The organism is Microbacterium paraoxydans (genome assembly GCF_019056515.1).
In the GTDB taxonomy this organism is placed as follows: Bacteria; Actinomycetota; Actinomycetes; order Actinomycetales; family Microbacteriaceae; genus Microbacterium.
Map to the genome: position 1 here is coordinate 2,453,161 of NZ_CP064873.1, position 25,174 is coordinate 2,478,334.

Genomic DNA, 25,174 nt, shown 5'->3' on the forward strand with positions numbered 1-25,174 from the left:
TTTGTAACGAATCTGAAGTCGCACAGCCGACTGCGAGAAGTGCTGTGCTTTACTGACGCCATGGTTGACGTGCTGAGGCCGCTCGCGACGCCCTCCCCCGGGACCGGCGAGATCTTCCAGATCCTCCGCGACGGACACGCGCGCACCAAGGCGGAGCTCGCCGCCCTCACCGGCCTCGCCCGCTCCACCGTCGCCTCCCGGGTCGACGCGCTGCTGGCCGCCGACCTGCTCCGCCCCGCCGGTGAAGCGGTGTCGACCGGCGGTCGTCCTCCCGCCCGCGTGGCGTTCAACCCCCGCGCCGGACTCGTCCTCGCGGTCGACCTCGGAGCCACGCACGCGACCGTCGCCGTGGCCGACCTCGCCGGCGTGATCCTCGACGCGCGCACCCGCGCGATCGACATCGGCGACGGCCCCGAGGCCCTCCTCGACGCGATCCTCGCGGAGGGGACGGCCCTGCTCGCCGCGACCGCCGAGGGCCTTCCCCTCGTGGGCGTCGGCATCGGCGTCCCCGGCCCCGTCGAGCACTCCACGGGGCGCCCGACCAACCCGCCGATCATGCCGGGCTGGGACCGCTTCGACGTCCCCGGCTATGTGCAGCGCACGTTCGACGTCCCGGTCCTCGTCGACAACGATGTGAACATCCTCGCGCTCGGCGAGCAGGCCACGAGCTGGCCGCGGGTGGACGACCTCGTGTTCGTGAAGGTCTCGACCGGCATCGGCGCCGGCATCATCGCCGGTGGTCAGCTCCAGCGCGGTGCCCAGGGATCGGCGGGCGACATGGGCCACGTCCAGGTGCCGATGAGCGCCGGCTCGGGGCGGGAGCCGGGCGACGAACGGGATCTCGAGGCCCTCGCGAGCGGCTCGGCCCTCGCCGTCGCGCTGCGCGCCGAAGGCCACGACGTGCACAACGCCTCCGACGTCGTCGACCTCGTCCGCGCCGGCAATGCGGCGGCCATCGAGGCCACCCGCCAGGCGGGTCGCGATGTCGGCGAAGTGCTCGCGACGGTCGTGAACCTGCTCAACCCGTCGATCATCGTGCTCGGGGGCAGCATCGCCCGCGCGGGAGAGCACCTGCTCGCCGGCGTCCGCGAGGTCGTCTACCGCCGCTCGATCCCGCTCGCCACCCAGCACCTCGCGATCGTGCAGTCGCAGGCGGGCGACCGCGCCGCGGTGCTGGGGGCGGCGATCATGGTCGCCCGCGAGGTGCTCTCCCCCGCGAACGTGGACCGCTACGTCGCCGCGAAGGGATCGAAGTCGGCGGGCAGCGCGCCCACCTGATCCAGCGTGCTCGCGACCTCCACGAACGTGCGCCGCGCTGCGGCCTCCTCGATCGAGAGGAGCGTGTCGAGCACGTGGTACCCGAAGTCGCCGGTGGCGACGTGCGGTCGGTCCTCCGCGATCGCGCGCACCATGTCGAGCAGCCCGAGCCCGCGCCCCGCGAGCACCCCCTCCGGCGCGACATCGACGACCTCCTGCACCACCGGCTCCGGTGGCACGAAGTGCCGGGACAGCGGCCGGGTGATCGTGATCGGCCCGCCGAACGTGTTCGGGTCGGGGATGACGAGGGTGCCCTCGGTTCCCGTGATCTCCACGATGCCCTGCCGCACCAGCGGCGAGTCCGTGCTGTAGAGGCTCTGCGCCTGACCGCCGCCTTCGAAGTCCATCAGGACGCTGAGCGTGGACGGGATCTCGACCGGGAACTCCTCCCCGGCGCGGTCGCCGACCTGCACGCGGCGGGTCGGCGACCCCTGCAGCCCGAGGGCGGCCACGGCGGCCACCGGCCCGAAGACGTGGACCAGGGTCGAGACGTAGTACGGCCCCATGTCGAGGAGCGGCCCCGCCCCCTTCGCGTAGAGGAACGCGGGGTTCGGGTGGAAGATCTCCGGTCCCTGCCACTGGAAGGTCGTCTGACCGAACAGCGGACGCCCGATGTCACCGCGGGCGATCGCGCGCTTCGCGGTCTGCACGCCGGGGCCGAGGACGGTGTCGGGCGCGACGCCGACACGGAGTCCGGCCGCTGCGGCCGTCTCCAGCAGGCGTCGCGCCTCCTCGCGGTCCACGCCGAGCGGCTTCTCGGTCCATACGTGCTTCCCGGCGGCGACGATCGCCTCCGAGACGGCGACGTGCGCGGCCGGGATCGTGAGGTTCACGACGATGTCGATGTCGGGATCGTCGAGCACGACCTCCACACCCCCGGCCCGCGGCACCCCGTACGCCGCGGCCTGCGCGCGCGCCCGCTCCTCGACGAGGTCGCCGATCGCCCGCACCTCCACGTCCGGGAAGCGCGTGAGGTTCTGCAGGTATTGATCGCTGATGTTTCCGGCGCCGATGAGGCCGACGCCGACGACGCCACCCCCGCGCACCATCAGCGCGCGGCCTCGGCGTCGAGGAAGACCCGGCTGCGCTCGATGGCGTCGAACAGGTCACCGTCGTAGTGGTCGAACTCCACGATGGCGAGTTCGAGCGCGGGCGCGGCGGCGATGGCCTCCCGGAGCGGCACGGCCCCGTCGCCCGCGGGCACCTGATCGGCCGGCGGGTACGCGTCCAGCAGCGCGGGGTCGAGGGTGCCGTCCTTCGCGTGCACCGCGATCACGCGCTCGCCGAGACGCTCCACGAGGGCCACCGGGTCGACGCCGCCCCGGGCGACCCAGTACAGGTCGACCTCCAGCACGACGCGCTCATCGAGGTGCCCCGCGAGGATCTCCAGCCCGGTCACCCCGTCGAACACCGCCTCCAGCTCATGCGCGTGGTTGTGGTAGCCGACTCGGACACCGGCCTCCGCGCCGATCTCCGCCGCCTCGTTGAGCAGCCGGGCGGTCTCGACGATCTGGTCGACCGATCCCCAGCGCGCCGGCTCGGTGTAGGGATCGATCACCGTGTCCATGCCGAGCGTCTTCGCGGCCGCGAAGACCTCCGCGGGCGGAGGGACGGGAGCCGTGGTGCCGGAGCCGTCCGGGCGCACGAAGGTCGGGGTCGCGAGGAACGCATGCCCGGACGGGGCGGTCAGTCCCGCGGCCGACACGGCGGCGGCCATGTCGTCCGCCCGGCGCACGAAGTCGTAGGGCTCGACCGCGGTGAACCCGCGCGCCGCCACCGCGGCGAGCGTGCCCTCGAGGTCGGCCTCCAGCTGCTCGCGGATCGTGAACAGCTGCAGAGAGGTCTGGATCGTCATCGGTCGTGCTCCTCGGTCGTCGGTGACAGGCGGGCGTTGGGCGCCTGCACGCACGCTAGCACCGAATACCTCCAGGTGGAAGTTTCTTGTCGATAGACTCGGGACATGCCCGCCGCCCCCTCCGACGACTCCGGACGCCCGCGTCCCCGCGGGACGTACGCCAAGGGCATCGCCCGCCGCCAGGAGATCCTGGACCGCGCGATCGAGGTGTTCGCGGCCCGCGGCGCCGACCGCACGAGTCTGCGGGCGATCGCGAAGGAGGTGGGGGTGACGCATGCCGCCCTCACCCACTACTTCGGGTCGCTGGAGGAGCTGCTCGTCGCGGTCTACGTCGAGAGCAACGCCCCGGGACGCAAGACCGAGCCGGAACCCGCGAACCCCGTCGAGGGGATGATCCGGTCGGCCAGAGCCAACCGCGAGGTCCCCGGTCTGGTGCAGCTGTACTCCACGCTCGTCGCCAGCGCGCTCGAGGAGGGCCATCCTGCCGCCCGCGCCTTCGCGACCGAGCGCTTCGCCCGCCTGCGGGCCGACATCGCCGAGACGGTCCGCGAGCAGCAGACGGACGGGCGCATCCGGGCCGACGTCGATCCTCTCGCGGTCGCCGCCCTCGTCGTCGCGGCCTCGGACGGCCTGCAGACGCAGTGGCTGCTGGACGACACGGCTCCGCAGCACGAGGCCCTCGCCCTCCTCGACCGTCTGCTCCGCCCGGCGGACGGCACGGGCCGGGGCGGCGTCCCCGAGGGCTAGGCTCGAACCGTGACGCCCGTGCCGCAGTCCCCGTACGCGAGGGCCCTCGGCGAGCGCCTCGCCGAGCTTCACCCCCGACTCCGGACCTACTTCCAGGCGGTCCCGGACGGGATGGTCGGCGTCGGCGAAGGCACGTTCCAGCGCGTCGGCACGCCGCGCCGCGCGCTCTGGCCGCTCCTCCGCCGCCTCGAGCGGCGCGGGGTGATCGCCGCCCGCTGGGAGCGCGACGTGCCCTTCCGCATCGAGAACCGGACCATCGCCTCCCGCGCGATCGCCGAGCGCACCTTCCGGTTCGCGAGCGGGCCGTGGGTCATGCGCGACGCCGTGGCACCGACGCGGCACGGCCGCATCGTCGACGAGCTCGGCGAGCCCGGGCTTGTCATCGCCTGCTTCGCCGTGGAGCCCCGCGCGGGCGCCCTGCACCTGACCAGTCGCGCGGTGGGCATCCGTCTCGGGCGCTTCCGGCTCCGCATCCCGCGGATCGTGGCTCCCGTGGTCCGGCTCGTCGAGCGCTGGGACGACGAGGCCGGTCGTCAGCGGGTGCGCCTGACGGTCGACGCCCCGCTCCTCGGCCGCCTCTACGAGTACCGGGGCGACTTCGACTACGCCCTCGAACCCGATCGGAAGGACGACAGCGCATGAGCACGGACCGGGCGGTCATCGGCGGGGCCACAGGGTTCATGGGGCGATTCCTCACGGCGCGACTCCGGGATGCCGGGCGCGAGGTCGTCACGATCTCCCGCTCGGGAAGCGACCTCACCTGGAGCGATCAGGACGGCATCGACGCCGCCGTCGACGGGGCCTCGCTCGTGATCGGCCTCGCGGGCAAGAGCGTGAACTGCCGCTACACGCCGCGCAACCGTGCCGAGATCTTCCGCTCCCGCCTGGACACGACCGCGGCCCTGAGCCGCGCCATCTCCCGCGCGGCCACCCCGCCCCCGCTGTGGATCAACTCCTCGACGGCGACGATCTACCGGCACGCCGAGGACCGGCCGATGACGGAGTCCTCCGGCGAGATCGGCACGGGCTTCTCGGTCGAGGTCGCCAAGGCGTGGGAGCGTGCACTCTTCGCCGACGCGCTCCCCGGCACCCGCCGCGTGGCCCTCCGCACCGCCATCGTCCTCGGCGACGGCGGTGTGCTGGAACCGCTGCGCACGCTCGCGCGGCGGGGGCTCGGCGGCCCGCAGTACGACGGGTTCTGGCCGGTCGGCCCCGCGCGCCGCGCCGCCGGCACCGCCCACCACCCCGGCGCCCGTCGCGGGCGACAGCGCTTCAGCTGGATCCACATCGAGGACGTGGCGCGCATCATCGAGTTCCTCGAAGCGACCCCCGCTCTGGACGGACCGGTCAACGCCGCCTCGCCGCACCCCGTCGACAACGCCGCCTTCATGGCCACCGTGCGCCGCGTGCTGGGGGCGAAGGTCGGCCCGCCGATGCCGCGCTGGATGCTCGAGCTCGGCGCCATCGGCATCCGCACCGAGACCGAGCTCGTGCTCAAGAGCCGCTGGGTCCTCCCCGAGAAGCTCACCGCCGCCGGCTTCACCTTCCGCTACCCGGACCTCGAGGAGGCCGTCCGTGCCTCGTTCGCCGTCACGGACGCGGATCCCCGGACGCACGCGGCCTGACCCGGCGGGCGCAGAGGGGTCACCGCCAGACCGCTGACTCCGGATCGATGCCATGACGCCGGGCCTCGGCCTCGATGCTGCGGCGGAACCACTCCGCCAGCCCCGCGCGGATGCCGTCGTAGTGCGCCGCGTAGCCGGGGTCGGAGACGAACAGCCGACCGAGCACGACCTGCATCTCCCTGCTCAACGGGAAGTATGCCGAGAACACCGCACGGTGTCGCTCGACGAGCGCATCGGCGTCCGCCGTCCCGGGAGCCACACCGGCATCCATGGCCGTCGCGAGGGCGGACTCGAACTCCCGCATCGCGTCCGCGACCGCCTGCCATTCCCCCGCATCGCGCGCGGCGGATCGCTCCGCGTACTGCTGCCACTGCACCGTGTCGCCCCAGCGGCGGCGCGCGTCGAGAGGCCAGGACGGGTCCCAATCGGGCCCGAACACCGCGCGCTGCTCGCCCGCGCTCAGCATCAGGCCGCGCTCGTGGGAGGTCACCATCCGCTCCAGTTCAGCCTGCAGATCGGTCAGGCGTGCGATCCGGGTCGCGAGCTGCTCCTGCTGCGCGCGCAGCGCGGTGAGGATGTCCGTGGCCGGATCGTCCAGCAGCCGGCGGATCGCCTCGAGGCCGAGACCGAGTTCGCGATAGACGACGATGCGCCGCAGGCGCTCCTGATCGACGTCCGTGTACACCCGGTATCCGGCCGCCGAACGCGCGGACGGACGGGCTAGACCGATGTCGTCCCAGTGATGCAGCGTCCGCACCGTCACCCCGGCGAGCGCCGCGGCCCGACCGACGGTCAGGTCCGCGGCGCCGCTGTCATCCGGCATCCACTCCTCCTCCGATCTCCGCCGTGTCCGCGGGCGGACGGATGCCCATCTCCGCGAGGGTGGCCGCCTCGACGCTCCCCGGCTCGTAGGGCTTCGCCGCCGTGAAGACGACGCGCACGTTCTCGGGGGTCACGATCTCCACATCCCGGGTGTTCCAGGGCGTGTCGATCGGATCCCCGACCGTGCCGGGACCCCACGCCCGGCAGGCCGCCACGAGCGGCTCGATCTGGCCGAGCACGCACGCGAAGCTGACCCGCAGGCCGGGTGCTGTCTCCTGTGCGGTCTCGCCCGGCACGAGCAGCACATCCTGGAAGACCCACCGCCGGAGGTGGACGATCCGCCCCGGCACCCCGAAGAGCTCGAAGAAGCCCAGGCCCCGCGTCCAGAACTCGACCGAGGCGGCGAGGTCCGTCGTGGGGATGGTGACGAAGGCGGGCATCCCGTAGATGCCCCGGAACAGCTCCGGTGCGACCGCGTCGGGGCCCGGCGCCGGCACCGGGCTCATCTCGAAAGCGTTGTAGTGATCAGTCATGACTCCACGATCGGGCCTCACGCGGCGTCAGGGTCAAGCCGATTCCCGGAGCGTCGGGAACGTCCAGCTGCCGTCGAGCACCTCGGGGCGGGGGCGGTAGAGGCGGACGAGGTAGTTCCAGCCCTCCGTGATCGGGAGCACGTTCGGCACGCCCTCCGGATGGTCGCCGAAGCGGACGGTGATCGTGCCGCCGTCGTTGCGGACGCCGGTGATGTCGTTGATCGTGTAGGCCTCGCGATCGTTCGGCTCGAAGAAGCCGTCGGCGTTGTACACCGAGATCGACCAGAAGCCGTCGACGGGGACCTCGTCGACCGTGAGCTCGTAGCGGCCCACCGGCAGACGCGGATCGACGCCGATGTAGCTCGCCTCGGATGAGGGAAGCCCTCCCCAGCCCGCCGCCGTGCCGATGAGGTGCCGCACCGGGTCGACCTCGTCCTCGCTGCCGAACATGCGGTCGAAACCCCGCAGGTTCCGGGCCAACGCGAGCAGCGCCTGGCGGGTCTCATCGAGGCTGACGGTGTCGTAGTCCGGCATCGCGAAGGGCGTGGCCGATCCGCTGTGCAGCGCGATGCGGTCCTGCAGCGCCCCCACCTCCGCCACATCCGCCGGGTCCGCGGGGTCCACGAGGATGCGCACGGCCAGCACGACGTACGGCGTCCCGAACTGCGCCTCCGTCAGCGTGTGCTCGCCCGCCTCGTGGAAGATCGCATCCACATAGTGGTGCTCGTTGACGACCATCGCCGAGAGGTAACGGTCGCCGTGCTCCGGGATGCTGAACGTCGCGCCCTCGCTGATGTCGAGGACCGCGAAGCTGTACAGCGTGTCGCGGTTCAGCCGGATCACGGTCTGCCGGTCGATCGCGGCCGGAGCCCGGTTGTGCAGGAACCGGTCCACACCCCCGGCCTCCTTCTGGAGGTCGCGCATCATGCGGTGGGTCTCGGCGAGGGCGAAGTTGTCGACGTTCACGAGGATGCTCATGACGGCATCCTGGCAGGCCGCACCGCTCGGCGGCTAGGACGACGGAAGAGCGTCGTCTCCCCGTTCCCGACGCCGCTTCTCGATCTCCTCGCGCAGCCGCCACTCCTCGATCTCCCGGTCGAGGTCCGCGATCTGCTGCTCGGTGGACCGGACGTCGACCGGCGGCGCGGGGCGTGCGACCGTCGTCGTCGGGGCCGCGGGGCGCTCGGCGCGCCGCATCCGCGGGAGCGGAACGCCACCCTCCCCGTACTCCCGCCCGAGCGCGAACCACAGCGCGCTGCCGATCAACGGCAGCAGGATCACGATGATGATCCAGACCATCTTCGGCAGGTGCTTCACCTGCGAGTCGTCGCGCGTGATGATGTCGATCAGCGCACCGATCATCAGCGCGATGACCAGGAGCGAGAACAGGAACGGCATGGGTTCAGGGTAGACGACGCACGGACCGGAGCCGAGGGTTCACGGCAGCAGGTGTCCGGCGGCACGGAAGAGCTCGTACCACTCCGGGCGGGTGAGCACGACGTCCACTCCGGCCGCTGCCTCCTGCACGCGGTGCGGCGTCGTGGTGCCGAGCACGACCTGCATCCCGGCGGGGTGCCGGGTGATCCAGGCGGTGGCGATCGCGGTCGGTGTCACTCCATGGACTCCCGCCAGGCGCTCGATCACGGCGTTGAGCTCGGGGTAGTCCGGGTGCCCGAGGAAGACGCCGCCGCCGAAGCCGCTCTGGTACGGAGACCAGGCCTGCACGGTGATGCCGTGGATCCGGCAGTAGTCCACGATTCCGCCGCCGTCGCGCCCGATGCTCTGGTCATGGCCCGCCATGTTCGCCGCCACCGGCTGCGCGATGATCGGCGCATGCGTGAGGGACAGCTGGAGCTGGTTCGCGACCAGGGGCTGCCGCACCGCGGTCTTCAGCAGCTCGATCTGCGACGGGGTGTGGTTCGACACCCCGAACGCGCGCACCTTGCCCGAGGACTCGAGGTGATCGAAGGCGCGAGCCACCTCATCCGGCTCGACGAGGGCGTCCGGCCGGTGCAGCAGGAGGACGTCGATGCGGTCGGTGCGGAGGGCCGCGAGCGAGCCCTCGACCTGCCCGACGATGTGGTCGTAGGAGAAGTCGAACATGCCCTGCGCCGGCACGATGCCGCACTTGGTCTGCAGCACGATCTCGTCCCGCTCCGTGGTGCTGAGCCGGAGAGCGTCCGCGAATCGCGCTTCGCAGTGGTGCATCTCCCCGCCGTAGATGTCCGCGTGGTCGAAGAAGTCGATCCCGGCATCCCGTGCGGTCGCATACAGGCCGCGGATCTGCTCGTCGTCGAGGCTGTCGATGCGCATCATCCCGGCGATCAGGGCCGGAGCGGTCGTCGATCCGAAGGGTACGGTCTTCATGCGCCCACGCTACTTCATCGCCTCGCCCCATCCGAGGCGCGGGCGGGCATCGTCTCAGGGCGCGCAGGGCAGCAGCCGGGTGACGGGGACCTCGAGCACCGCCGCGATCCCCGCCACATCCTCCATCGTGAAGTCCGCGCGCTCCTCGAGGAGGTCGGCCAGCGCGGCCGGCGCGATCCCTGTCTGCTCCGAGAGCTCGATGAACGACACTCCGGCGTGCAAGCGAGCGGCCTCCACGGCCGATGCCATCAGATGACGCAATTCTGTCCCCATGCGCCTACGGTACCGCCACGCACGGACACCGAGAGGGCCCTCAGCTACCAATATGACGGCATCCTGCTCTCGGTGCGCTGCTAAGGTGAGCCGGATGAAGACACCAGCCGAGCAGTTCAACGAGGCGGTCGGCCGTCAGATGCGGGCGGAGATCGCGGCGGCACGCAGCAGCATCGCCGCCATGGCACGCGATGTGGGCATCGCCCGGAGCGCCCTCGACAACTACGTCACGGGCAAGCGCGCCATTCCCGTGCCGGTGGTCTACGCGGTGTGCGCCACGCTCGGCGTCGAGCCGCACGTCCTCGTGGCCCGCGCCGAGGAGCGTCTGGCCGCCGACGGCATGTCGGCGATCGTCACTCCCCTCCGGCGCCGCACCGATGTCGCCACCCCACGCGATAATGCCCGCGAGGTCGCCTTCGAATCCGGATCCACCCGCGAGACGGACACCGACGACCTCTACGAGTAGACGACACCGACCGGACGGAGGCCCATGCAGCAGCTTCTCCGTCTGGCCGACGAATTCGGTCTCCGCGTGATCGAACGCGCAGGTCTCACCCCCGGGGGCTTCCAGCCCGTCACACGCACGATCCGGCTCGCCCCGGGGATGAGCAGGCGCACCGCCCGCAGCGTGCTCGCCCATGAGCTCGGTCACGCTCACCTCGGTCATCAGCCCACGTGGCAGGCAGCCCTTCGGGCTCGACAGGAGCGGCAGGCCGATGAGTGGGCCGCGCGACGCCTGATCACGCCGGCGGCGTACGCAGCGGCGGAGCAGCTCCGCGGCACACATCTGGCCAGCCTGGCCTTCGAGCTCGACGTCACGATCGAGATCGTCCTCGCGTTCCAGCGGGTGCTGCGCCGCGAGCACCTGGCAATCCCCGCCTGAGGGCCGGGCACAGCGGCCGACGCTGGTTGAATGACACCATGGCCTTCCACGTCGCCCCCGCCCCCGTCACTCTCACCGGCGAGCTCGTCGAGCTCCGCCCTCTCGACCGGTCGCACGTCGACGGCCTCGTCGAAGCGGTCTCCGAAGGCGACCTGTGGAAGACCGCCTGGTACACCTCGGTTCCGGCGCCCGACGGCGTCGCGGCCGAGGTCGACCGGCGCCTGAACCTCGTCGCCACCGGCGAGATGGTGCCCTTCACGGCCTTCGACGCCGCCGGACGCGTGCTGGGACTGACGTCGTTCTACGACATCGTCGCCGACGTCCCCCGACTGCACATCGGATACACCTGGAACCGGCCGTCCGCTCATGGCACGGGCACCAACGCGGAGTCGAAGCTGCTGCTCCTCCGCCACGCCTTCGAGACGCTGGGGGTCTTCCGGGTCGGGCTGACGACCCAGTGGGTGAACTTCCAGTCCCGCGCCGCGATCGAACGACTGGGCGCGAAGCAGGACGGTGTGATGCGGGCCATGAGCCGCTACCGCAACGGCGCACTCCGCGACAGCGTAGAGTACTCCATCATCGAGCCGGAGTGGCCTGCTGTGCGGGCGAACCTCGAAGCGAGGCTCGCCCGGCCACGGTGAGCGCGGGGCGCCGCCCCGCGGCGGTCACTCGGTCGGGCTGCCGGTCCAGTTCTTGGAGCGACGCGTGGCCGAACCGCGCTGGCGCATCGCGAACCCGAGAGCCAGCGAGACGAGCAGGATGCCGCCGACGAAGGTGAGCGCGGCGAGCGTGTCCGGCATCTCGTGGGCGATCCCCAGCAGCCAGAAGCCTCCGAGGAACATGATCATGAAGAAGAGAAAGCTGAGGATCACGGGATCTCCTGTCGTCGGTGCTCTACCAGAATAGCCCGGGCCCGGAAAGGCCCTGTGCCGCCGCCCGCATCTCTGATGGAGTCGGAGCATGGACACCTCCCTCACCGCCCTCGCGATCTCCTGCACCCTCAAGCCCTCCCCCGCGTCGTCGAGCTCCGATCTGCTCGCGCGTCAGCTGCTCGATGCCCTCGCCGAGCACGGGGTCACGGGTGACCTCGTCCGTGCCGTCGACCTCGACATCCGCCCCGGCGTCGAGAAGGACATGGGCGACGGCGACCAGTGGCCGGCCCTGCGTCAGCGCATCCTCGATGCCGACATCCTCGTCTTCGTCACGCCGACGTGGATGGGACAGCACTCGAGCGTCGCCCAGCGCGTGCTGGAGCGCCTCGACGCCGAGCTCAGCGAGACGGACGAGCGGGGCCGCCCGATCCTCTTCGACAAGGTCGCGATCGCCGGCGTCCTCGGGAACGAGGACGGCGCCCACCATATCTCCGCGATCCTCTTCCAGGCGCTGAACGACATCGGCTACACGATCCCGGCCCAGACGTCGGTGTACTGGAACGGCGAGGCCATGCAGACCGTGGACTACAAGGACCTCGATGAGACTCCGGAGGCCGTGAGCTCCGCGATCGCGACCGCGACCCGCAACGCCGCGCACCTCGCCCGGCAGCTCACCGCGCAGGCGTACCCCGCCGAGTAGCGGAGGCGTTCAGTCGGCGGGACCGTCGACGACCTCGTCCACGAGGCTGATGCCTCCCGACGAGCTCGCCTCGACCATGAGCGCCTGGATCCACTTGACGTTCAGCTCCGGCGTCTCCGGCTCCGAGAAGGTGAAGCGCAGCGGGATCGACGGATGCAGCCAGATCGTCGAACGTCCCGGCACGTCGCCGTCGGGGTGCTTCCAGGAGAGCGTGAAGCTCTCGTTCCGGCGGAGTTTGGTCGCGATCGCGACCTTCAGATGGGCCAGGGCGCGGTCCTCGATCTGGATCTCGCTGCCGGAGCCGTACTGCATGGTTCCCATCCCCCGACTCTACGGCCCCGAGCGGGCGGGATGCGAGGAGTGACACTCGCGCGCGTCTCCGGTGTGCCCGTGCGGCCGAGACGGCCGGAACCGCTCGCCGGGAGCGGCACGGAGGCGTCAGCGAAGGAGACCCGCGCTCACCGCGACGGTCACCCGGCGGCCCGACGCTGGAGGAGCTGGCGCACGTGCGCCTCGATCTCCGCGTCGTCGACGAAGCCCATGCGGGCGTACGGGGATTCCGCCGCTGCCGCCGGCGCCGCCGGGAGGCTGACAGGCGCTGCCGGCGCCATCTCCTCAGCGCGGGCACGGAGCGCGGCGACCCGAGCGGCCTTGCGGCGCTCCTCCTGCGCATCGATCTCGGCGCGAGCCGCCTGGGCGCGCGATCCCGTGACCGACACCATCGGCTCCGGGAGCGGACGCGGAGTCCAGGTGGCGGGGCCCTGGTCATGCAGGGCCGGAGCGACCCTCTCCGCGACGGTCTCGACGGCAGCGGGCTGCGGATGACGGGCAGCGCGCACAGCGACCGCGGCCATCCGCTGCAGGACGATGGTGGCGATGAGGGCTGCCACCCCGCCGCTCCAGAGGAGCACCGCTCCCCCGGTGGCCAGGAGCTGCCAGATGCCGAGCCCGACGGCGGCGAGGCCGAGGACGAGCGCGCCGGTCGCCGTCAGCCGCACGCGTCGGCGTGCACGGGCGCGACGGATCACGGGATCGGCCCGCGTGGCGGCGAGTTCCTGGCGGAGGGCCTCGAGCTCCGCGGCTTCCCGCTGGGCCTGCAGCCGCTTCGCGAGCTTCTGCTGCGCGACGACGGTACGGGCGTTGAGCTCCATGTGCACCTCGCTGGGCGTCTCGCTCGTCTCGGCGAGGATCCGCAGCGCCTGATTGAGCCGCACGGCGTTCCGCTCGGCCGCGTTGTACTGGAAGCGCCCGCGCCAGGAGGGCAGCAGGTACAGCATCCACAGGAGCACGGCGACGAGCACGATCACTCCCCCGCTCAGCACCGGCCCGTCCATAGGACAACGGTAACGGCGGCGGACCGGCCGCGCCGTGCAGTCGGGGCGCGTGTCGCGGCGTGTCCTTCCGCAACGGGCGATGTCAGAGGCTGATGCGGTCCGCCGGGGGGATCGTCGCCGCGTGCGGCGGCACCTGTCCGTGGAGCCACCGGGCGAGCACGCCCTGCGGAACCTCCTCCTGCGTGAGGGCGAAGGCGTAGTGGTCGCGCCAGTCCCCGTCGATGTGGATGTACCGCCGGCGCAGCCCCTCGTACCGGAAGCCGAGCTTCTGGACCACGCGAAGGCTCGCGGCGTTCTCGGGCCGGATGCAGATCTCCATCCGATGCAGCCCGTACTCCGTGAAGCAGGCGTCGGTCGCGAGCGCGACCGCGGTCGGGGTGATCCCCCGCCCCGCGAAGCGCTCGCTCACCCAGTACCCGATCGTCGCCGAGCACAGCGAGCCCCGAGCGACGCCCCAGACGTTCAGCTGCCCGGCGACCTCACCGTCGTACTCCATGACGAACGGGTAGCCGCCGCCATCCCGGTACTGCTGGAGCAGCCGGCGGATGCTGACTCGCATGTCGAAGGACACCGCCCCGTGCGGGATCGTCGCCTCCCACGGCTGCAGCCACGCGCGGTTCGCGAGCAGCTCCTGCTGCAGAGGCCGCGCGTCCTTCGTCCGGATCAGACGCAGCTCGACCGGTCCGTGCCGCATCCCCGTCGACAGCTCCACGCCGCACCTCCGACGACCGCGAGGCGCCTAGAGGCGCTCCGCGAAGTCCTTGAGCCAGGGGCGCAGCTCCGAGCCCAGGTCGTCGCGGTCGGCCGCGAGCTGCACGATCGCCTTGATGTAGTCCACGCGGTCGCCGGTGTCGTAGCGGCGGCCTCCGAAGACGACGCCGACCACGCCCGGTCCGCCGTCCGCCGTCGCGAGCTCCTGCAGGGCATCGGTGAGCTGGATCTCCCCGCCCTTGCCGGGCTCGGTGCGCTCGAGGATCTCGAAGACCGACGAGGGGAGCACGTAGCGTCCGATGATCGCGAGGTTGGACGGGGCGTCCTCCTTCGCGGGCTTCTCGACGAGGCCCGTGACACGAACGGCGTCCGACCCCTCGATCGACTCGACGGCGGCGGCCCCGTACATGTGGATGCTGTCCGGGTCGACCTCCATGAGGGCGATGACGGCGGCGCCGGTGCGCTCGTGCTCGGCGATCATCTCCGTGAGCAGCGGGTCGCGCTCATCGATGAGGTCGTCGCCGAGCAGCACCGCGAACGAGCTGTCGCCGACGTGCGTCCGAGCGCGGAGCACGGCGTGGCCGAGACCCTTGGGCTCGCCCTGACGGACGAAGTGGATGTCGGCGAGGTCGCTCGACTTCATCACGCGCTCCAGGCGACCGGTGTCGCCCTTCTCCATGAGCTTCACCTCGAGCTCCGGCACGGAGTCGAAGTGGTTGGAGATCGCGTTCTTGTTGCGTCCGATGATCACGAGGATGTCCTCGATCCCGGCGTTCGCCGCCTCCTCGACGACGTACTGGATCGCCGGCTTGTCGACGACGGGGAGCATCTCCTTCGGCATCGCCTTCGTCGCGGGCAGGAATCGTGTCCCCAGCCCGGCAGCGGGAATGACAGCCTTGATCTTCTCGTGAGCCATTCCCACAGCCTACCGGTGGGGGCCGCCCTAGACTCGGACCATGGCTAACGACGTCGAGCACGCCAAGCGAGCCCTCCGCGCGGAGCTGCGCGAGCGGCGGCAGCTGCTGTCCGATCCCCAGCGCGAGGCCGCTGCCACGGCGATCGGCGAACGGCTGGACGCCCTCGTCGACGAGCTCGGCGCCCGCTCCGTCTCCTGCTTCCTCTCCACCACCACGGAGCCGGGCACCAGGGAGTTCGTCACGCGCGCGGTCCGCCGCGGGATCCGGGTGCTCCTCCCTGTCACCCGCTCCGACGGACTGCTGGACTGGGCGGTCGCCGACGACACCGACGAGATCGCGGAAGGGCTGTACGGGCTGCCCGAGCCCACCGGCGAGGTGCTCGGGCCGATCGCGGTGAACGACGTCGATCTGATGATCGTCCCCGCCGCCGCCGTCGACCGCTCGGGGATGCGGATGGGCTGGGGCCGCGGCTACTTCGACAAGACCATCGGCTCCATGGAGAAGTGCCCTCCGGTGTACGCGGTGATCTATGATTCCGAGGTACTCGACGAACTGCCGCGCGAGGTGCACGATCAGCCGGTCGACGGCATCGTGACCCCGTCGCAGACGCTGCATCTGTCGCCTCGGCGACGCTGACCCGCAAGGACCGCCATGCCCACCTACGCCTATGCCTGCACCGCGTGCGGGCACCAGTTCGACGCCGTCCAGAGCTTCTCCGACGACGCGCTCACGGTCTGCCCCGAGTGCGGCGGCGCGCTGCGCAAGCAGTACGGCTCGATCGGCGTGACCTTCAACGGCTCCGGCTTCTATCGCACGGACTCGCGCGCCAAATCCGGGGGTTCGAAGGATGCTTCGGCATCATCGAAGTCGGATTCGACGACGAGCGCCAAACCGGCCGCTGCGTCGACTCCCGCCTCGAACTGAGGCCCAGTCGACTTGGGGGTTTCCATGCTCAAAGGTTTCAAGGACTTCCTGCTCCGCGGGAACGTCATCGATCTGGCCGTCGCGGTCGTCATCGGCACCGCCTTCACGGCGATCGTCACAGCGGTCGTGAACAGCATCATCAACCCGCTCATCGCGCTCTTCCTCAAGGCGGACGCCGCGGGGCAGTTCGGCATCCAGGTTCCGAACATCTACGGCGAGACCGTCACGTTCCCGATCGGCGACCTCATCTCGGCGATCATCAGCTTCCTCGCGGTCGCCGCGGTCGTCTACTTCGTCTTCGTGCTGCCGATGAACACCTTCAAGGCGCACGTCGAGGCACGCAAGGGCACGCCCGCCGAGGAGCCGGAGGAGGAGCCGGCCGCCGCGACCGAGGCGGAGCTGCTCGTCGAGATCCGCGATCTGCTCAAGACCCAGCAGGGTCCGCGCGGCGTCTGACCGCACCGCGCTCACGACCCACGGCTCTCCTCGGAGGGCCGTGGGTCTTTCTCGTTCCGGGTGCGGCCGCCTCAGTAGTGCGGAGGCACGTCGCGGAGGAGCTGGTCGTCGTTGGGACCCTTCCGATCGCCGGGGGCGGACCGGCGCGGCGTCTCACCCCCCGGGACCTCCGGCGCCGGGTCGCTGCCCTCGACGGGCGTCAGACGCGCCCGCCGGGAGCCCGGCACCCGGACGACCCGCTGACGCGGCTCGTCACGGCCGTCAGTCATTCCGGTGGTCGCCGAGGTCGAGGGGCTGCGTGTCGTTCTCCGCGCGCGGGGCCGACTCCGAGATGCCGAGCACCGTCGCGATCCGGGACGCCACCGTGCGCGGGTCGCTGTAGAGGTCGAACGCGTGCACGCGGACGTAGTGCCAGCCGAGGCGGCGGAGCACATGCGGGCGCAGCCGGAGCGTCTCGCGCAGCGACTCCCCCCGGGACTCCGGATCGGACTCGATCACGACGGCCTTGCCGTTGTGCTGCGCCACGAGCGGCAGGAGCCCCCGGTAGTCGACGTCGACGGAAGCGCCGAGACGCCGGAGCTCCCTGGCCAGTGCGAGCGTGAGCGGGTCGGCCAGATCCTCCAGGCGCGCATCGCGGGCGCGCGCCGCGAGACCGCCGAGGATCGACATGAGCGTGGCTGCGCCGTGCTCGAGACGCCCGTCGTCGAAGGCCGAGGGGCGGATGGACGAGACGATCACCATGGAGCGCCGCGCCCGGGTCATCCCGACGGTCAGCAGCCGCTCGCCGTCCGGCGTCGACAGGTCGCCGAAGTCGCTGAGGACGCGGCCGTGCTTGGTGAGTCCGAAGCCGAGCGAGAAGATGACGCGGTCGCGGCTCTCGGCGACGGACTCCTCGAGCGTGAGCACGGCGAACGGCTCCGCGGTGTCGCGGGCGACGAAGTCGGCGACGTCGGAGCGGCCGGCGAAGGCGGCGGTCACGGCGGCCCGCACGCGCTCCGCGTGACGGGTGCTGGCAGTGACCACCATGAGCGACTCCGTCGGGCGGTGCACGGCGTGCTCGACGACGAGCGTGACGACGCGGGCGACCTCGGCGTCCGGGCTCTCGACGGCGCCGGACACGGGATCGGGCGTCCCGGTGCCCCCTTCGACGTAGTCGACGGTGAGGCTGCCCCGGCCCAGGTACGACCCCGCCCACGGAAGGGAGACGATCTCGCCGCCGTAGAACGCGTCGTTGATGAGCTCCGCGAGGTCCTCACCGCCGGCACGGTAGCTCCGGGTCAGCGTCATCACGGGGAACAGCTCGGAAAGCCGCTCGAAGACGGAGACCTCGTCGAACGGGACCTCCTCCTCCCAGTCCTCCGCGGGGTCGACCGCGATGCGGAAGGGAGAGGGCCGCTGCGTGACCGGGTCTCCGAAGGCGACGACCTGCCGGGCACGGCGGATCGCCGGGGCCGCCTCGGCGAGGTTGATGGCCGCGGCGTCGACGAGGAGCACGGTGTCGAACTCCACCGCGTCCGGGATCTCCGGGACGAGGTAAGGCGACGAGATCCAGACCGGAGCCAGGACGTCGACGAGGGTCGGCGCGGCGCTGACGACCTCGGCGGCCGTCGTCGCGGACTGCGTCAGGGCGCGGCGCAGGTTCTGCGACTGCTCAGGCTCGTCGACGATGGCGATGCGCCACTGGTTCGCGAGCTGCCAGGCGAGCAGCGGTCCCGCCATCGCCGCGTGGGCCTCGTCGACCAGCCGGAAGTCGCGCTCGAGGCGGTCGACCACGGCGGTGTTCGCTCCGAGCAGCGCGCGGTTGTCCTGCAGCGCGCGCTCGAGGAGGGACTGCCACCAGGCGAACTCGAGCTCGTCCCCCACCCGCGCTTCGGAGACATGGCGAACCGAGAGCTCGGTCAGCAACGGCTCCAGGCCGAGGAGGGCGAGCTTGTCACGCAGCTGCGCGCGCTCGACGAGGTTCTCGAAGACGTCGGACTTCGCGGCGAGACCCGCGAGCATGCGCACGAGTCGCGCGACCGGCAGCGAGGACAGCGGTTCGCGGCGGCCGAGTGCCGCGTCCAGCTCTGCCAGCTCAGCCTCCACCCGCTGCCAAGAGGCGAACACGTCGGCGAGGCCGAGCGGGATCTCCGGCGCGACGCCCGCGTCGACGTAGCGCTGCCACTGGGTGCGCTGGGTCTGGATGCGCAGCAGCGCCTCGTGCATCTCCGTCACGTGCACGCCGGGGCGGACGTACTCCTTCGCGAGGCGGCGGAGGCGGCGACGGTTCGCTCCGGACATCCCGGGTGCGTCCCGGCGGGAGCCGTGCGCCTGGATGAGCTCCCCGAGCGGACGCTCGAACACCGTCGGGCTGAACCGGTCCAGGGTGTCGCGGATGCCCTGCAGCAGCTCGAGGTAGTCGCCGAGCTCGTCGATCGTCGAGAACGGTCGCATGTGCGTCTGCGCGATGAGCTCGTAGCCGCGCTCCAGCAGGGCAGGCACGCTGACGGCATGGAGGCGCCCGGCGAGCTCGTGGGCGGCGCGGGCGGCCTCGGTGCTGCCGAAGGTGACGCCGTACCAGGGCGAATCGTTCGGTCCGACGCGGAACTCGCCGAGTCGTGCGGCCTGAGCCAGTGCGGCGGCCGCCTCGGTGCGATCCTTCGCGAGCCGGCGCAGGGCGTCCACGCTCAGTCGGGCCGTGGTCGACGGCGGGACCGGCAGGGACGCGAGACGGGTGAGGTGCCTGGTCGCGTCCAGGACGGAGGCGTCGAGGCCGGGGATCGGAACGGTCAGAGCGTCGCGATAGTCGCGGAGCACCGTGCGCAGCCGCACGAGCGCGTCGTCGACCTCGCTCACCTTGGGCGCGGTCGCCTTCTCGTTCCTGCCGATCGCACGGACGAGGTCTCGGCGCAGGCTCGCCGGGGACACCGCGAGGCTGTCGAGGCCGATGCCGGCGAGGCGGTGGCGCACGCCGTCGAGCGTCGACCGGCGGGCCGAGACGACGAGCACCTTCTTGCCGGCGCGGACGAGCTCGCCCAGCGCGTTGATGACGGTCTGCGTGCCGCCGGTGCCCGGCAGCGTCGCCACGGTGAGGGAGTGACCGGCGGTGATGCGGGCCAGCACCGCCTCCTGCTCGGCATCCGCGTCGAGGAGGAGCGTGTCCGAGGCGGGCGCGCGGTCGTCCGGACCGACGTGGTGCGGGACGGCGCGCGGTGCCGTGACCTGCTCGCGATCGCCGACGTGGCCGCCGAGGGCGTTGAGGACCGGGTGGTCGAGGCTGCCGCCGTCCTGGGCCATGGCGCCAGCGACATCGGCGAAGGTGGAGACGACGAGTCGAGGCTCGACGGAGAACGTCTCGATCGATCGGGTCAGACCGCGCAGGCTGTCGATCACCGGCTGCGGCTTGAAGATGCCGCCGTCGTAGGCGAGCGCCGCGAGGGCTGTGGCGTCGAGCGACAGCCCGAAGTGCTCGCGGGCGACCCGGACGAGCTCCGGATTCACCTCGAACGCCCCCTGCAGCTTGAGCTCGAAGTCGGTGTGATGGCGGCGGATCGCGAGGGGTCGCAACAGGACAGGGGCGGCGAAGGTCGCCCCGCCGATGCGCCACCGCGCGACGCCGACGGCCAGGTGCACGGCTTCGATGCCGCGGACCGTGCGCAGCTCGGTGTTCTTGGCCGTGATGCGCTCGGCGGCCAGCCGCGCGGTACGCAGGCCCACCTCGTCGCGGAAGAGGTTGGAGAGGAGCGTCGACTTGCCGGTGATGAACTGCGGGAGACTGCCCGGGTGCGCCTTGGAGATGTCGATGCCGGATTCCGGCCCGTCGCGGAAGCTGCTCAGCGGCGAAGGGCCGCCCAGATCGGCGGCTTCGGCCCGCAGGCGCGTGCGCTCGGCCTCGGCGGCGTGCGCGATCCCGACTCCGGTGGACGAGTCGTGCAGGTCACCGAGGGACACAGCGTTGTCCACCACTGTGCTGTTCGCAGACCTGCTTTCCCGTCGCCACACACTCACACCCTAGGCGCGACACCGTCGGAGATCGGTATCCACGGCGGGTTTCCGGTGAAAAACAGCCCGGCACCGCGCTCCGCCGACTACTCCTCCCCTCGTGTCCGCACGCTGCCGTTCTCCACCGAACGCGGAACCGCTCCGTCTCGCGCCGTTCTGCGCCCGGATTCGGCGGCCAGGATGGGGACATGACTTTCCGCTATGACTTCGCTCCGACGCCCTTCGGCGACGCCCTCGCGGTCTTCTCCGACGAGGGCATCGTGCGCTTCGACCTCTCCGAGTCCGCAGACCCGCAGGTGCCGTGGCTGCTCGAAAGCGTCTCGCGGCAGCTCGGTGCCGTCCCGGAGCCCGACCCGGGCGCGGCCGACGAGCTCGTGCCGCTTCTGGACGCGTACTTCGACGGCGACCCCGTGCGCTTCGACGAGCATCTGCGTCTCGACTGGCGTCTCGTGGAGGGTTTCCACCGGGCGGCGCTGCACACCGTGTGCGACATCCCCTGGGGCCAGACCCTGAGCTACGGGGAGGTCGCGGTGCTGGCCGGCCACCCGGGGGCGGCGCGCACCGTCGGGACGGCGTGCCGCCTCACGCCGTTCTCGATCATCGTGCCCGTGCACCGGGTCGTGCGATCCGACGGCTCCGCGGGGCACTACGGCGGCCATCCGGAGCGGAAGCGCTTCCTGCTGGACCTCGAGTCGCGATGAACCCCGCTCCTGGGGTGCGGGCCCGGCGAGTAGGCCGCCGGGCCCGCACCCGAGGAGGTCGCGTCAGTGGTCGACGGCCTTCTCCGCGCCGAAGCCGGTGAGCGAGCGCACCTCCATCTCGGCCGCCAGCTCGGGAGACTCGCGCCGCGTGCTGGTGACGGTTCCGAGCCAGCCGAGCGCGAACCCGAGCGGTATGGACACGATGCCCGGGTTGTTCAACGGCCAGACGGCGATGTCGATCCCGGGGATCATCGACGTCGGCGTGCCGGAGAACACGGGCGACAGGATGATGAGGATGATCGCCGAACCGAGCCCGCCGTACATGCTCCACACCGCGCCCCGCGTCGTGAACCGGCGCCAGAACAGCGAGTAGAGGATCGTCGGCAGGTTGGCCGACGCCGCCACCGCGAAAGCGAGCGCCACGAGGAAGGCGATGTTCTGCCCCTGTGCCCCGATGCCGCCGACGATCGCGAGGATGCCGATGACGATCACGGTGCGACGGGCCACGCGGACCTCGCCGTTGGGATCGGGCTCGACCGGCTTCCCCGACGCGTCCTTCCGCCCCTTCTGGATGACGTTCGCGTAGATGTCGTGGGCGAACGACGCCGCCGCGGTGATGGTGAGTCCGGCGACGACCGCGAGGATCGTGGCGAACGCCACCGCGGAGATGAACCCGAGGAGCACCGGCCCGCCGAGCTTCAACGCCAGCAGCGGGGCGGCCGAGTTCACCCCGCCGGGTGCCGCGGCGATCACGTCGGCACCGACGAGGGCGCCCGCGCCGTACCCGAGCACGAGGGTCAGCAGGTAGAACCCGCCGATCAGCCAGATCGCCCAGACCACCGACCGCCGTGCCTCCTTGGCCGTCGGCACGGTGTAGAAGCGCATGAGCACGTGCGGCAGTCCCGCAGTGCCGAGCACGAGGGCCATGCCCAGCGACAGGAAGTCCCACGGGTTGGCGCCGTACTGCAGACCGGGCGCCAGCACCGCCTCGCCCTTGTCGGAGTTGGCCACCGCCGCCTCCAGGAGGGTGTTCAGGCTGAAGCCGTTGATCGCGAGGACCCAGATCGTCATCGCCAGGGCACCGCCGATGAGGAGCACCGCCTTGACGATCTGCACCCAGGTGGTGCCCTTCATGCCGCCGATGAGCACGTAGACGATCATGAGGATGCCGACGACGGCGATGACGACCGACTGCCCGATGCGCCCGTCGATCCCCAGCAGCAGGGACACGAGACCGCCCGCCCCCGCCATCTGCGCGAGGAGGTAGAAGAAGCAGACCGCGAGCGTGGTGATCGCCGCCGCCATCCGCACCGGACGCTGCTTCAAGCGGAACGAGAGCACGTCCGCCATCGTGAATTTGCCGGTGTTGCGCATGAGCTCCGCCACGAGCAGCAGCGCGACCAGCCAGGCGACGAGGAATCCGATGGAGTAGAGGAATCCGTCGTACCCGTTGATCGCGATGGCGCCGCAGATGCCGAGGAACGACGCGGCGGAGAGGTAGTCGCCGGCGATCGCGAATCCGTTCTGGGGCCCGGTGAAGGAACGACCGGCCGCGTAGTAGTCGGCGGCCGTCTTGTTGTTCCGACTGGCGCGGATCACGATGAACAACGTCACCGCGACGAAGGCGAGGAAGATCGAGATGTTGAACACCGGGTTGATGTCGAGGGCGACATCCTCGGTGGCCGTGCGGATGATGGTCATGCGTCCGCCTGCGCCTTCTCGAGTTCTTCACGGATCTCGGACGCCAGGGGGTCGAGCTTCCTATTAGCGAATGCGACATACGCCATCGTGATGGCGAATGTCGTCACGAACTGACCGAGCCCGAAGAGCAGCCCGACGGTGATATCCCCCCAGACGCGCTGCGCCATGAAATCGCGGGCGAATGCCGCCAGCAGCACGTAGACGAAATACCACACGAGGAAGAACGCGGCGAGGGGGAAGATGAAGGACCGCTGCGTCCGTTTCAATCGCAGGAATCGAGGGGATTGCTCGACGGCGACATAATCGATCGCACCGTTCTGAGGGGGCGGAACCTGTTCGCTCATGGGGCCTCCTTGCCACATGTCCGCTGCACGCGCGGCTGTCGCCGCCCGAGTGGTAGGGTCGACGCTACGAAACGGGGAACGGTGCCGTCACCCCCGAAAGTAGGTATTCGTGAGCTCTCCGATCACCGTCGAATCCGAGGCCGAGCTCGTCGCCAACGCGGTGCGCGAGCTCGCGCGGCGCACGCGCTTCCCCGTCGCGTTCGGCGGGCTGATCGAAGAGGGCGTCGTGAGTGTCACGAGCATCGTCGGGGCCCGCACCCGCGCTCTCGACGGGCTCCGCGTGCGCCCCGAGCGCGGTCTCGGCGGCCGCGCCATGATGGAGCTGCGCCCGCGGATGACGAGCGACTACGGCTCCTCCCGCCAGATCACCCACGACTACGACGTCTTCGTGCTCGGCGAAGGCCTGCGGACACTGCTCGCCCTGCCGATCGTCGTCCAGGGCCGCCCCCGCGGCGTGCTCTATGCCGGCGCCTGGGCCGAGGAGAGGATCGGCGGCGTGACGACGGCACCGGCGATGCAGGTCGCCCAATCCGTCGCCGATGAGCTGCGCATCCGTGACGAGGTGCAGCGCCGTCTGCGGGCCGCGTCCCCGTCGCCCGCCGCCGTCGCGCCGGCCCAGCGCGAGGAGTTGCGGGAGAGCTTCGCGGAGCTGCGCAGCATCGCCGCCACCGTCGACGACGCCGGCATCCGCGCGCGGCTGGCGCAGGTCGAGCGCCGACTGCTGACCCTCGCCGGCGACGACCTCCCGACGACGACCGGCCCCGTTCCCGTCATCCACCTCTCCCCGCGCGAGACCGACGTGCTCGCGTGCGCCGCCCTCGGATCGACGAATGCGGAGATCGCCGCGCATCTCGGTCTGCGGGAAGGCACCGTCAAGGCCTATCTCGGCACCGCGATGTCGAAATTGGACGCGTCGACGCGGCATGCCGCCGTGACCAAAGCACGTCGCGCGGGTCTGCTTCCCTGAATCGGGCATTCTCCGCGACCGCGTCATACGGCGCCATGAAGGAGCGGCTTTTGTTGTGCGCATTCCCGCCGCCGCGATAAAGTCGCCGTCATGGCGAGACGAATTGTGCACCAGCTGGTCGACGATATCGACGGCACCGTCCTGGAGGTCGGAGAGGGCGAGACCGTGCATTTCTCGCTGAACGGCACCTCCTACGAGATCGATCTGAATTCCGCGCACGCCGAGGAATTGCGCCAGGCCCTCGAGCCGTACATCACGGCAGGGCGTCGGGCGGGATCCGGTGCGTCCACCGGCGGAGGGCGCTCCTCGTCCTCCTCCTCGTCGCGGAAGCGGCCCTCACGCAACCCCGAGGTCGCGGCGATCCGCGCCTGGGCGAAGGAGAACGGGTACACGCTCTCGGAGCGGGGACGAGTTCCGGCCCCCATCCTGGACGCGTACCGCGCCGCTCATTGATCCGGTCCCGCCCCACCTCACGGTCGGGCGGGATCTTCGTGTGCGCCCTGCGCGGCCCACGGCTCGTCACGCAGGGTGATCTCCTCCGTCATGTCCTGGAGGAACCGGATCACCACATCGCGCTCCGCCGCCGACAACCGCGCGGCCGCGTAGAAGCGCTTGGCCTGCTGCCGCCCGACCGTCTCCATCGCGGCGTGCCTGGTCTCCGGAGTGATCGTGATCGCGAGGGCCCGTCGGTCTGTGGGATGCGGCGAGCGCCGGATGTGCCCGCCCTTCTCGAGCCGGTCGAGCAGCTTCGTCGTCGCTGCGGTCGAGACCCCGAGGTGATGGGCGATCCCGCTGGGGGTCGCCACCAGCGACCGATTCGCGCACACGATCAGATAGTGCAGCGCCCGCATGTCGGTCTCGTTCAGCTGCATGTACCGGCGCGACGCCTGCGACAGCCGCTGCTCGGCGTCGCGCAATCCGCCGAGCGCCTCCATGACGCGAGCGATCTGCCGCAGATCCTCCGGCGCGACGCCGGAGCGGTCGATGAGCGTGCTGCGCGGATCGCTGGCCTCGACGTCGTAGATCGCGCCATGGGTCAGGTCGTCCGGCCCCGCGGTCGCCGGCGCCTCGGCGACCGGGGTGGTGCGGGGCTCGGAGTGCATGCGATCATGTTACACACCAACAGCTTCATGCTAAGTTGATA

General features: G+C 71.0%; 32 protein-coding genes. 14 read left to right on the forward strand and 18 right to left on the reverse strand.

Annotated features, from left to right (window positions below; translation table 11 throughout):
- Positions 1 to 60: 60 nt before the first annotated feature.
- Entirely contained in the window at positions 61 to 1,278 is a 1,218-nt protein-coding gene (locus IZR02_RS11915; protein WP_025105577.1) for an ROK family transcriptional regulator, read from the forward strand.
- On the opposite strand, the gene IZR02_RS11920 is transcribed toward IZR02_RS11915, so the two are convergent.
- Both IZR02_RS11920 and IZR02_RS11925 read right to left on the reverse strand, forming a co-directional pair.
- Positions 1,230 to 2,366: a Gfo/Idh/MocA family protein gene (locus IZR02_RS11920; RefSeq protein ID WP_025105576.1), complete on the reverse strand. Its 1,137-nt coding sequence runs from the start codon at positions 2,364 to 2,366 to the stop codon at positions 1,230 to 1,232. The genes IZR02_RS11915 and IZR02_RS11920 overlap by 49 nt on opposite strands.
- On the reverse strand, positions 2,366 to 3,172 hold the full coding sequence (locus tag IZR02_RS11925; RefSeq protein ID WP_029990100.1) for a sugar phosphate isomerase/epimerase family protein: 807 nt from the start codon (positions 3,170 to 3,172) through the stop codon (positions 2,366 to 2,368). Before IZR02_RS11925 ends, IZR02_RS11920 begins: the two co-directional genes overlap by 1 nt.
- Positions 3,173 to 3,277: 105 nt before the next feature.
- Here IZR02_RS11925 and IZR02_RS11930 point away from each other — a divergent pair, with 105 nt between their 5' ends.
- The 3 genes from IZR02_RS11930 to IZR02_RS11940 are packed head-to-tail and all read left to right on the forward strand — an operon-like array spanning position 3,278 to position 5,544.
- Positions 3,278 to 3,919, forward strand: coding sequence for a TetR/AcrR family transcriptional regulator (locus tag IZR02_RS11930; RefSeq protein WP_025105574.1), 642 nt, complete (start codon positions 3,278 to 3,280; stop codon positions 3,917 to 3,919).
- A 9-nt stretch (positions 3,920 to 3,928) separates the two neighbouring features.
- Entirely contained in the window at positions 3,929 to 4,561 is a 633-nt protein-coding gene (locus IZR02_RS11935) for a DUF4166 domain-containing protein (protein ID WP_025105573.1), read from the forward strand.
- Positions 4,558 to 5,544: an epimerase gene (locus IZR02_RS11940; protein WP_025105572.1), complete on the forward strand. Its 987-nt coding sequence runs from the start codon at positions 4,558 to 4,560 to the stop codon at positions 5,542 to 5,544. The genes IZR02_RS11935 and IZR02_RS11940 overlap by 4 nt, the downstream gene beginning before the upstream one ends.
- Positions 5,545 to 5,563: 19 nt before the next feature.
- Here IZR02_RS11940 and IZR02_RS11945 read toward each other — a convergent pair whose 3' ends face one another.
- The 6 genes from IZR02_RS11945 to IZR02_RS11970 are packed head-to-tail and all read right to left on the reverse strand — an operon-like array spanning position 5,564 to position 9,539.
- The gene (locus tag IZR02_RS11945; protein ID WP_025105571.1) at positions 5,564 to 6,367 is read right to left on the reverse strand and encodes a MerR family transcriptional regulator; all 804 of its coding nucleotides are present in this window, start codon (positions 6,365 to 6,367) and stop codon (positions 5,564 to 5,566) included.
- Positions 6,357 to 6,899 carry a VOC family protein gene (locus IZR02_RS11950; RefSeq protein WP_025105570.1) on the reverse strand — a complete coding sequence of 181 codons (543 nt, stop codon included), beginning with the start codon at positions 6,897 to 6,899 and terminating at the stop codon, positions 6,357 to 6,359. Before IZR02_RS11950 ends, IZR02_RS11945 begins: the two co-directional genes overlap by 11 nt.
- A gap of 33 nt (positions 6,900 to 6,932) precedes the next feature.
- Complete coding sequence (locus tag IZR02_RS11955) at positions 6,933 to 7,877, reverse strand: DUF1214 domain-containing protein (protein ID WP_025105569.1); 945 nt, start codon at positions 7,875 to 7,877, stop codon at positions 6,933 to 6,935.
- A 33-nt stretch (positions 7,878 to 7,910) separates the two neighbouring features.
- Positions 7,911 to 8,297 (reverse strand): PLDc N-terminal domain-containing protein, encoded by a 387-nt coding sequence (locus tag IZR02_RS11960; protein ID WP_025105568.1) that lies wholly within the window; start codon positions 8,295 to 8,297, stop codon positions 7,911 to 7,913.
- A 39-nt stretch (positions 8,298 to 8,336) separates the two neighbouring features.
- Positions 8,337 to 9,266, reverse strand: a complete 930-nt coding sequence (locus IZR02_RS11965; RefSeq protein WP_025105567.1) for an aldo/keto reductase — start codon at positions 9,264 to 9,266, stop codon at positions 8,337 to 8,339.
- Between the two features lie 54 nt (positions 9,267 to 9,320).
- Positions 9,321 to 9,539, reverse strand: coding sequence for a helix-turn-helix domain-containing protein (locus IZR02_RS11970; RefSeq protein WP_238695601.1), 219 nt, complete (start codon positions 9,537 to 9,539; stop codon positions 9,321 to 9,323).
- A gap of 94 nt (positions 9,540 to 9,633) precedes the next feature.
- Between IZR02_RS11970 and IZR02_RS11975 the strand changes: the two genes are divergently transcribed.
- From IZR02_RS11975 to IZR02_RS11985, 3 genes are read left to right on the forward strand one after another with little or no spacing between them, the layout of a single operon-like run.
- Positions 9,634 to 10,005, forward strand: coding sequence for a helix-turn-helix domain-containing protein (locus IZR02_RS11975; RefSeq protein WP_231729480.1), 372 nt, complete (start codon positions 9,634 to 9,636; stop codon positions 10,003 to 10,005).
- A gap of 24 nt (positions 10,006 to 10,029) precedes the next feature.
- Positions 10,030 to 10,422, forward strand: coding sequence for an ImmA/IrrE family metallo-endopeptidase (locus IZR02_RS11980; RefSeq protein WP_025105565.1), 393 nt, complete (start codon positions 10,030 to 10,032; stop codon positions 10,420 to 10,422).
- Between the two features lie 38 nt (positions 10,423 to 10,460).
- Positions 10,461 to 11,063 (forward strand): GNAT family N-acetyltransferase, encoded by a 603-nt coding sequence (locus IZR02_RS11985; RefSeq protein ID WP_025105564.1) that lies wholly within the window; start codon positions 10,461 to 10,463, stop codon positions 11,061 to 11,063.
- Positions 11,064 to 11,087: 24 nt separating this feature from the next.
- Here IZR02_RS11985 and IZR02_RS11990 read toward each other — a convergent pair whose 3' ends face one another.
- Complete coding sequence (locus IZR02_RS11990) at positions 11,088 to 11,294, reverse strand: hypothetical protein (RefSeq protein WP_025105563.1); 207 nt, start codon at positions 11,292 to 11,294, stop codon at positions 11,088 to 11,090.
- 88 nt (positions 11,295 to 11,382) lie between these two features.
- Here IZR02_RS11990 and IZR02_RS11995 point away from each other — a divergent pair, with 88 nt between their 5' ends.
- Entirely contained in the window at positions 11,383 to 11,994 is a 612-nt protein-coding gene (locus tag IZR02_RS11995; RefSeq protein ID WP_025105562.1) for a flavodoxin family protein, read from the forward strand.
- 9 nt (positions 11,995 to 12,003) lie between these two features.
- On the opposite strand, the gene IZR02_RS12000 is transcribed toward IZR02_RS11995, so the two are convergent.
- From IZR02_RS12000 to galU, 4 genes are all read right to left on the reverse strand, one after another.
- Positions 12,004 to 12,315 carry a DUF7882 family protein gene (locus tag IZR02_RS12000; RefSeq protein ID WP_025105561.1) on the reverse strand — a complete coding sequence of 104 codons (312 nt, stop codon included), beginning with the start codon at positions 12,313 to 12,315 and terminating at the stop codon, positions 12,004 to 12,006.
- 149 nt (positions 12,316 to 12,464) lie between these two features.
- Positions 12,465 to 13,328: a hypothetical protein gene (locus IZR02_RS12005; protein WP_025105560.1), complete on the reverse strand. Its 864-nt coding sequence runs from the start codon at positions 13,326 to 13,328 to the stop codon at positions 12,465 to 12,467.
- A gap of 82 nt (positions 13,329 to 13,410) precedes the next feature.
- On the reverse strand, positions 13,411 to 14,022 hold the full coding sequence (locus tag IZR02_RS12010; RefSeq protein ID WP_029990092.1) for a GNAT family N-acetyltransferase: 612 nt from the start codon (positions 14,020 to 14,022) through the stop codon (positions 13,411 to 13,413).
- A 45-nt stretch (positions 14,023 to 14,067) separates the two neighbouring features.
- Positions 14,068 to 14,955 (reverse strand): UTP--glucose-1-phosphate uridylyltransferase GalU, encoded by an 888-nt coding sequence (gene galU, locus IZR02_RS12015; protein WP_025105558.1) that lies wholly within the window; start codon positions 14,953 to 14,955, stop codon positions 14,068 to 14,070.
- Between the two features lie 40 nt (positions 14,956 to 14,995).
- On the opposite strand from galU, the gene IZR02_RS12020 reads away from it, so the two are divergent.
- From IZR02_RS12020 to mscL, 3 genes are read left to right on the forward strand one after another with little or no spacing between them, the layout of a single operon-like run.
- A complete protein-coding gene (locus IZR02_RS12020; protein WP_025105557.1) occupies positions 14,996 to 15,592 on the forward strand; it encodes a 5-formyltetrahydrofolate cyclo-ligase in 597 nt (198 codons plus the stop codon).
- Between the two features lie 15 nt (positions 15,593 to 15,607).
- A complete protein-coding gene (locus IZR02_RS12025) occupies positions 15,608 to 15,880 on the forward strand; it encodes an FmdB family zinc ribbon protein (protein ID WP_025105556.1) in 273 nt (90 codons plus the stop codon).
- A gap of 24 nt (positions 15,881 to 15,904) precedes the next feature.
- Complete coding sequence (mscL, locus tag IZR02_RS12030; RefSeq protein WP_025105555.1) at positions 15,905 to 16,336, forward strand: large conductance mechanosensitive channel protein MscL; 432 nt, start codon at positions 15,905 to 15,907, stop codon at positions 16,334 to 16,336.
- A 71-nt stretch (positions 16,337 to 16,407) separates the two neighbouring features.
- On the opposite strand, the gene IZR02_RS12035 is transcribed toward mscL, so the two are convergent.
- Positions 16,408 to 16,605 carry a hypothetical protein gene (locus tag IZR02_RS12035; RefSeq protein WP_025105554.1) on the reverse strand — a complete coding sequence of 66 codons (198 nt, stop codon included), beginning with the start codon at positions 16,603 to 16,605 and terminating at the stop codon, positions 16,408 to 16,410.
- Positions 16,598 to 20,278, reverse strand: coding sequence for an AAA family ATPase (locus tag IZR02_RS12040; protein ID WP_231729482.1), 3,681 nt, complete (start codon positions 20,276 to 20,278; stop codon positions 16,598 to 16,600). The genes IZR02_RS12035 and IZR02_RS12040 overlap by 8 nt, the downstream gene beginning before the upstream one ends.
- Positions 20,279 to 20,505: 227 nt before the next feature.
- On the opposite strand from IZR02_RS12040, the gene IZR02_RS12045 reads away from it, so the two are divergent.
- Positions 20,506 to 21,018 (forward strand): methylated-DNA--[protein]-cysteine S-methyltransferase, encoded by a 513-nt coding sequence (locus IZR02_RS12045; protein ID WP_025105552.1) that lies wholly within the window; start codon positions 20,506 to 20,508, stop codon positions 21,016 to 21,018.
- 63 nt (positions 21,019 to 21,081) lie between these two features.
- Here the strand turns inward: IZR02_RS12045 and IZR02_RS12050 are convergent, their stop codons facing one another.
- The gene (locus IZR02_RS12050) at positions 21,082 to 22,719 is read right to left on the reverse strand and encodes a solute symporter family protein (RefSeq protein ID WP_025105551.1); all 1,638 of its coding nucleotides are present in this window, start codon (positions 22,717 to 22,719) and stop codon (positions 21,082 to 21,084) included.
- Entirely contained in the window at positions 22,716 to 23,063 is a 348-nt protein-coding gene (locus IZR02_RS12055; RefSeq protein ID WP_025105550.1) for a DUF485 domain-containing protein, read from the reverse strand. The genes IZR02_RS12050 and IZR02_RS12055 overlap by 4 nt, the downstream gene beginning before the upstream one ends.
- 109 nt (positions 23,064 to 23,172) lie before the next feature.
- On the opposite strand from IZR02_RS12055, the gene IZR02_RS12060 reads away from it, so the two are divergent.
- Positions 23,173 to 24,030 (forward strand): LuxR C-terminal-related transcriptional regulator, encoded by an 858-nt coding sequence (locus tag IZR02_RS12060; protein WP_025105549.1) that lies wholly within the window; start codon positions 23,173 to 23,175, stop codon positions 24,028 to 24,030.
- A gap of 90 nt (positions 24,031 to 24,120) precedes the next feature.
- Entirely contained in the window at positions 24,121 to 24,483 is a 363-nt protein-coding gene (locus IZR02_RS12065; protein WP_025105548.1) for a histone-like nucleoid-structuring protein Lsr2, read from the forward strand.
- Positions 24,484 to 24,500: 17 nt separating this feature from the next.
- On the opposite strand, the gene IZR02_RS12070 is transcribed toward IZR02_RS12065, so the two are convergent.
- Positions 24,501 to 25,133: a MarR family winged helix-turn-helix transcriptional regulator gene (locus IZR02_RS12070; protein ID WP_025105547.1), complete on the reverse strand. Its 633-nt coding sequence runs from the start codon at positions 25,131 to 25,133 to the stop codon at positions 24,501 to 24,503.
- Positions 25,134 to 25,174 lie beyond the last annotated feature (41 nt).

Excerpts from the sequence above, each read along its gene's own strand:
- IZR02_RS11915 (WP_025105577.1), top strand. The coding sequence starts at position 61 with ATGGTTGACGTGCTGAGGCCGCTCGCGACGCCCTCCCCCGGGACCGGC.
- IZR02_RS11920 (WP_025105576.1), bottom strand. The coding sequence starts at position 2,366 with ATGGTGCGCGGGGGTGGCGTCGTCGGCGTCGGCCTCATCGGCGCCGGA.
- IZR02_RS11925 (WP_029990100.1), bottom strand. The coding sequence starts at position 3,172 with ATGACGATCCAGACCTCTCTGCAGCTGTTCACGATCCGCGAGCAGCTG.
- IZR02_RS11930 (WP_025105574.1), top strand. The coding sequence starts at position 3,278 with ATGCCCGCCGCCCCCTCCGACGACTCCGGACGCCCGCGTCCCCGCGGG.
- IZR02_RS11940 (WP_025105572.1), top strand. The coding sequence starts at position 4,558 with ATGAGCACGGACCGGGCGGTCATCGGCGGGGCCACAGGGTTCATGGGG.
- IZR02_RS11945 (WP_025105571.1), bottom strand. The coding sequence starts at position 6,367 with ATGCCGGATGACAGCGGCGCCGCGGACCTGACCGTCGGTCGGGCCGCG.
- IZR02_RS11950 (WP_025105570.1), bottom strand. The coding sequence starts at position 6,899 with ATGACTGATCACTACAACGCTTTCGAGATGAGCCCGGTGCCGGCGCCG.
- IZR02_RS11955 (WP_025105569.1), bottom strand. The coding sequence starts at position 7,877 with ATGAGCATCCTCGTGAACGTCGACAACTTCGCCCTCGCCGAGACCCAC.
- IZR02_RS11960 (WP_025105568.1), bottom strand. The coding sequence starts at position 8,297 with ATGCCGTTCCTGTTCTCGCTCCTGGTCATCGCGCTGATGATCGGTGCG.
- IZR02_RS11965 (WP_025105567.1), bottom strand. The coding sequence starts at position 9,266 with ATGAAGACCGTACCCTTCGGATCGACGACCGCTCCGGCCCTGATCGCC.
- IZR02_RS11970 (WP_238695601.1), bottom strand. The coding sequence starts at position 9,539 with ATGGGGACAGAATTGCGTCATCTGATGGCATCGGCCGTGGAGGCCGCT.
- IZR02_RS11975 (WP_231729480.1), top strand. The coding sequence starts at position 9,634 with ATGAAGACACCAGCCGAGCAGTTCAACGAGGCGGTCGGCCGTCAGATG.
- IZR02_RS11980 (WP_025105565.1), top strand. The coding sequence starts at position 10,030 with ATGCAGCAGCTTCTCCGTCTGGCCGACGAATTCGGTCTCCGCGTGATC.
- IZR02_RS11985 (WP_025105564.1), top strand. The coding sequence starts at position 10,461 with ATGGCCTTCCACGTCGCCCCCGCCCCCGTCACTCTCACCGGCGAGCTC.
- IZR02_RS11995 (WP_025105562.1), top strand. The coding sequence starts at position 11,383 with ATGGACACCTCCCTCACCGCCCTCGCGATCTCCTGCACCCTCAAGCCC.
- IZR02_RS12000 (WP_025105561.1), bottom strand. The coding sequence starts at position 12,315 with ATGGGAACCATGCAGTACGGCTCCGGCAGCGAGATCCAGATCGAGGAC.
- IZR02_RS12005 (WP_025105560.1), bottom strand. The coding sequence starts at position 13,328 with ATGGACGGGCCGGTGCTGAGCGGGGGAGTGATCGTGCTCGTCGCCGTG.
- IZR02_RS12010 (WP_029990092.1), bottom strand. The coding sequence starts at position 14,022 with ATGCGGCACGGACCGGTCGAGCTGCGTCTGATCCGGACGAAGGACGCG.
- galU (WP_025105558.1), bottom strand. The coding sequence starts at position 14,955 with ATGGCTCACGAGAAGATCAAGGCTGTCATTCCCGCTGCCGGGCTGGGG.
- IZR02_RS12020 (WP_025105557.1), top strand. The coding sequence starts at position 14,996 with ATGGCTAACGACGTCGAGCACGCCAAGCGAGCCCTCCGCGCGGAGCTG.
- IZR02_RS12025 (WP_025105556.1), top strand. The coding sequence starts at position 15,608 with ATGCCCACCTACGCCTATGCCTGCACCGCGTGCGGGCACCAGTTCGAC.
- mscL (WP_025105555.1), top strand. The coding sequence starts at position 15,905 with ATGCTCAAAGGTTTCAAGGACTTCCTGCTCCGCGGGAACGTCATCGAT.
- IZR02_RS12035 (WP_025105554.1), bottom strand. The coding sequence starts at position 16,605 with ATGACTGACGGCCGTGACGAGCCGCGTCAGCGGGTCGTCCGGGTGCCG.
- IZR02_RS12045 (WP_025105552.1), top strand. The coding sequence starts at position 20,506 with ATGACTTTCCGCTATGACTTCGCTCCGACGCCCTTCGGCGACGCCCTC.
- IZR02_RS12050 (WP_025105551.1), bottom strand. The coding sequence starts at position 22,719 with ATGACCATCATCCGCACGGCCACCGAGGATGTCGCCCTCGACATCAAC.
- IZR02_RS12055 (WP_025105550.1), bottom strand. The coding sequence starts at position 23,063 with ATGAGCGAACAGGTTCCGCCCCCTCAGAACGGTGCGATCGATTATGTC.
- IZR02_RS12065 (WP_025105548.1), top strand. The coding sequence starts at position 24,121 with ATGGCGAGACGAATTGTGCACCAGCTGGTCGACGATATCGACGGCACC.
- IZR02_RS12070 (WP_025105547.1), bottom strand. The coding sequence starts at position 25,133 with ATGCACTCCGAGCCCCGCACCACCCCGGTCGCCGAGGCGCCGGCGACC.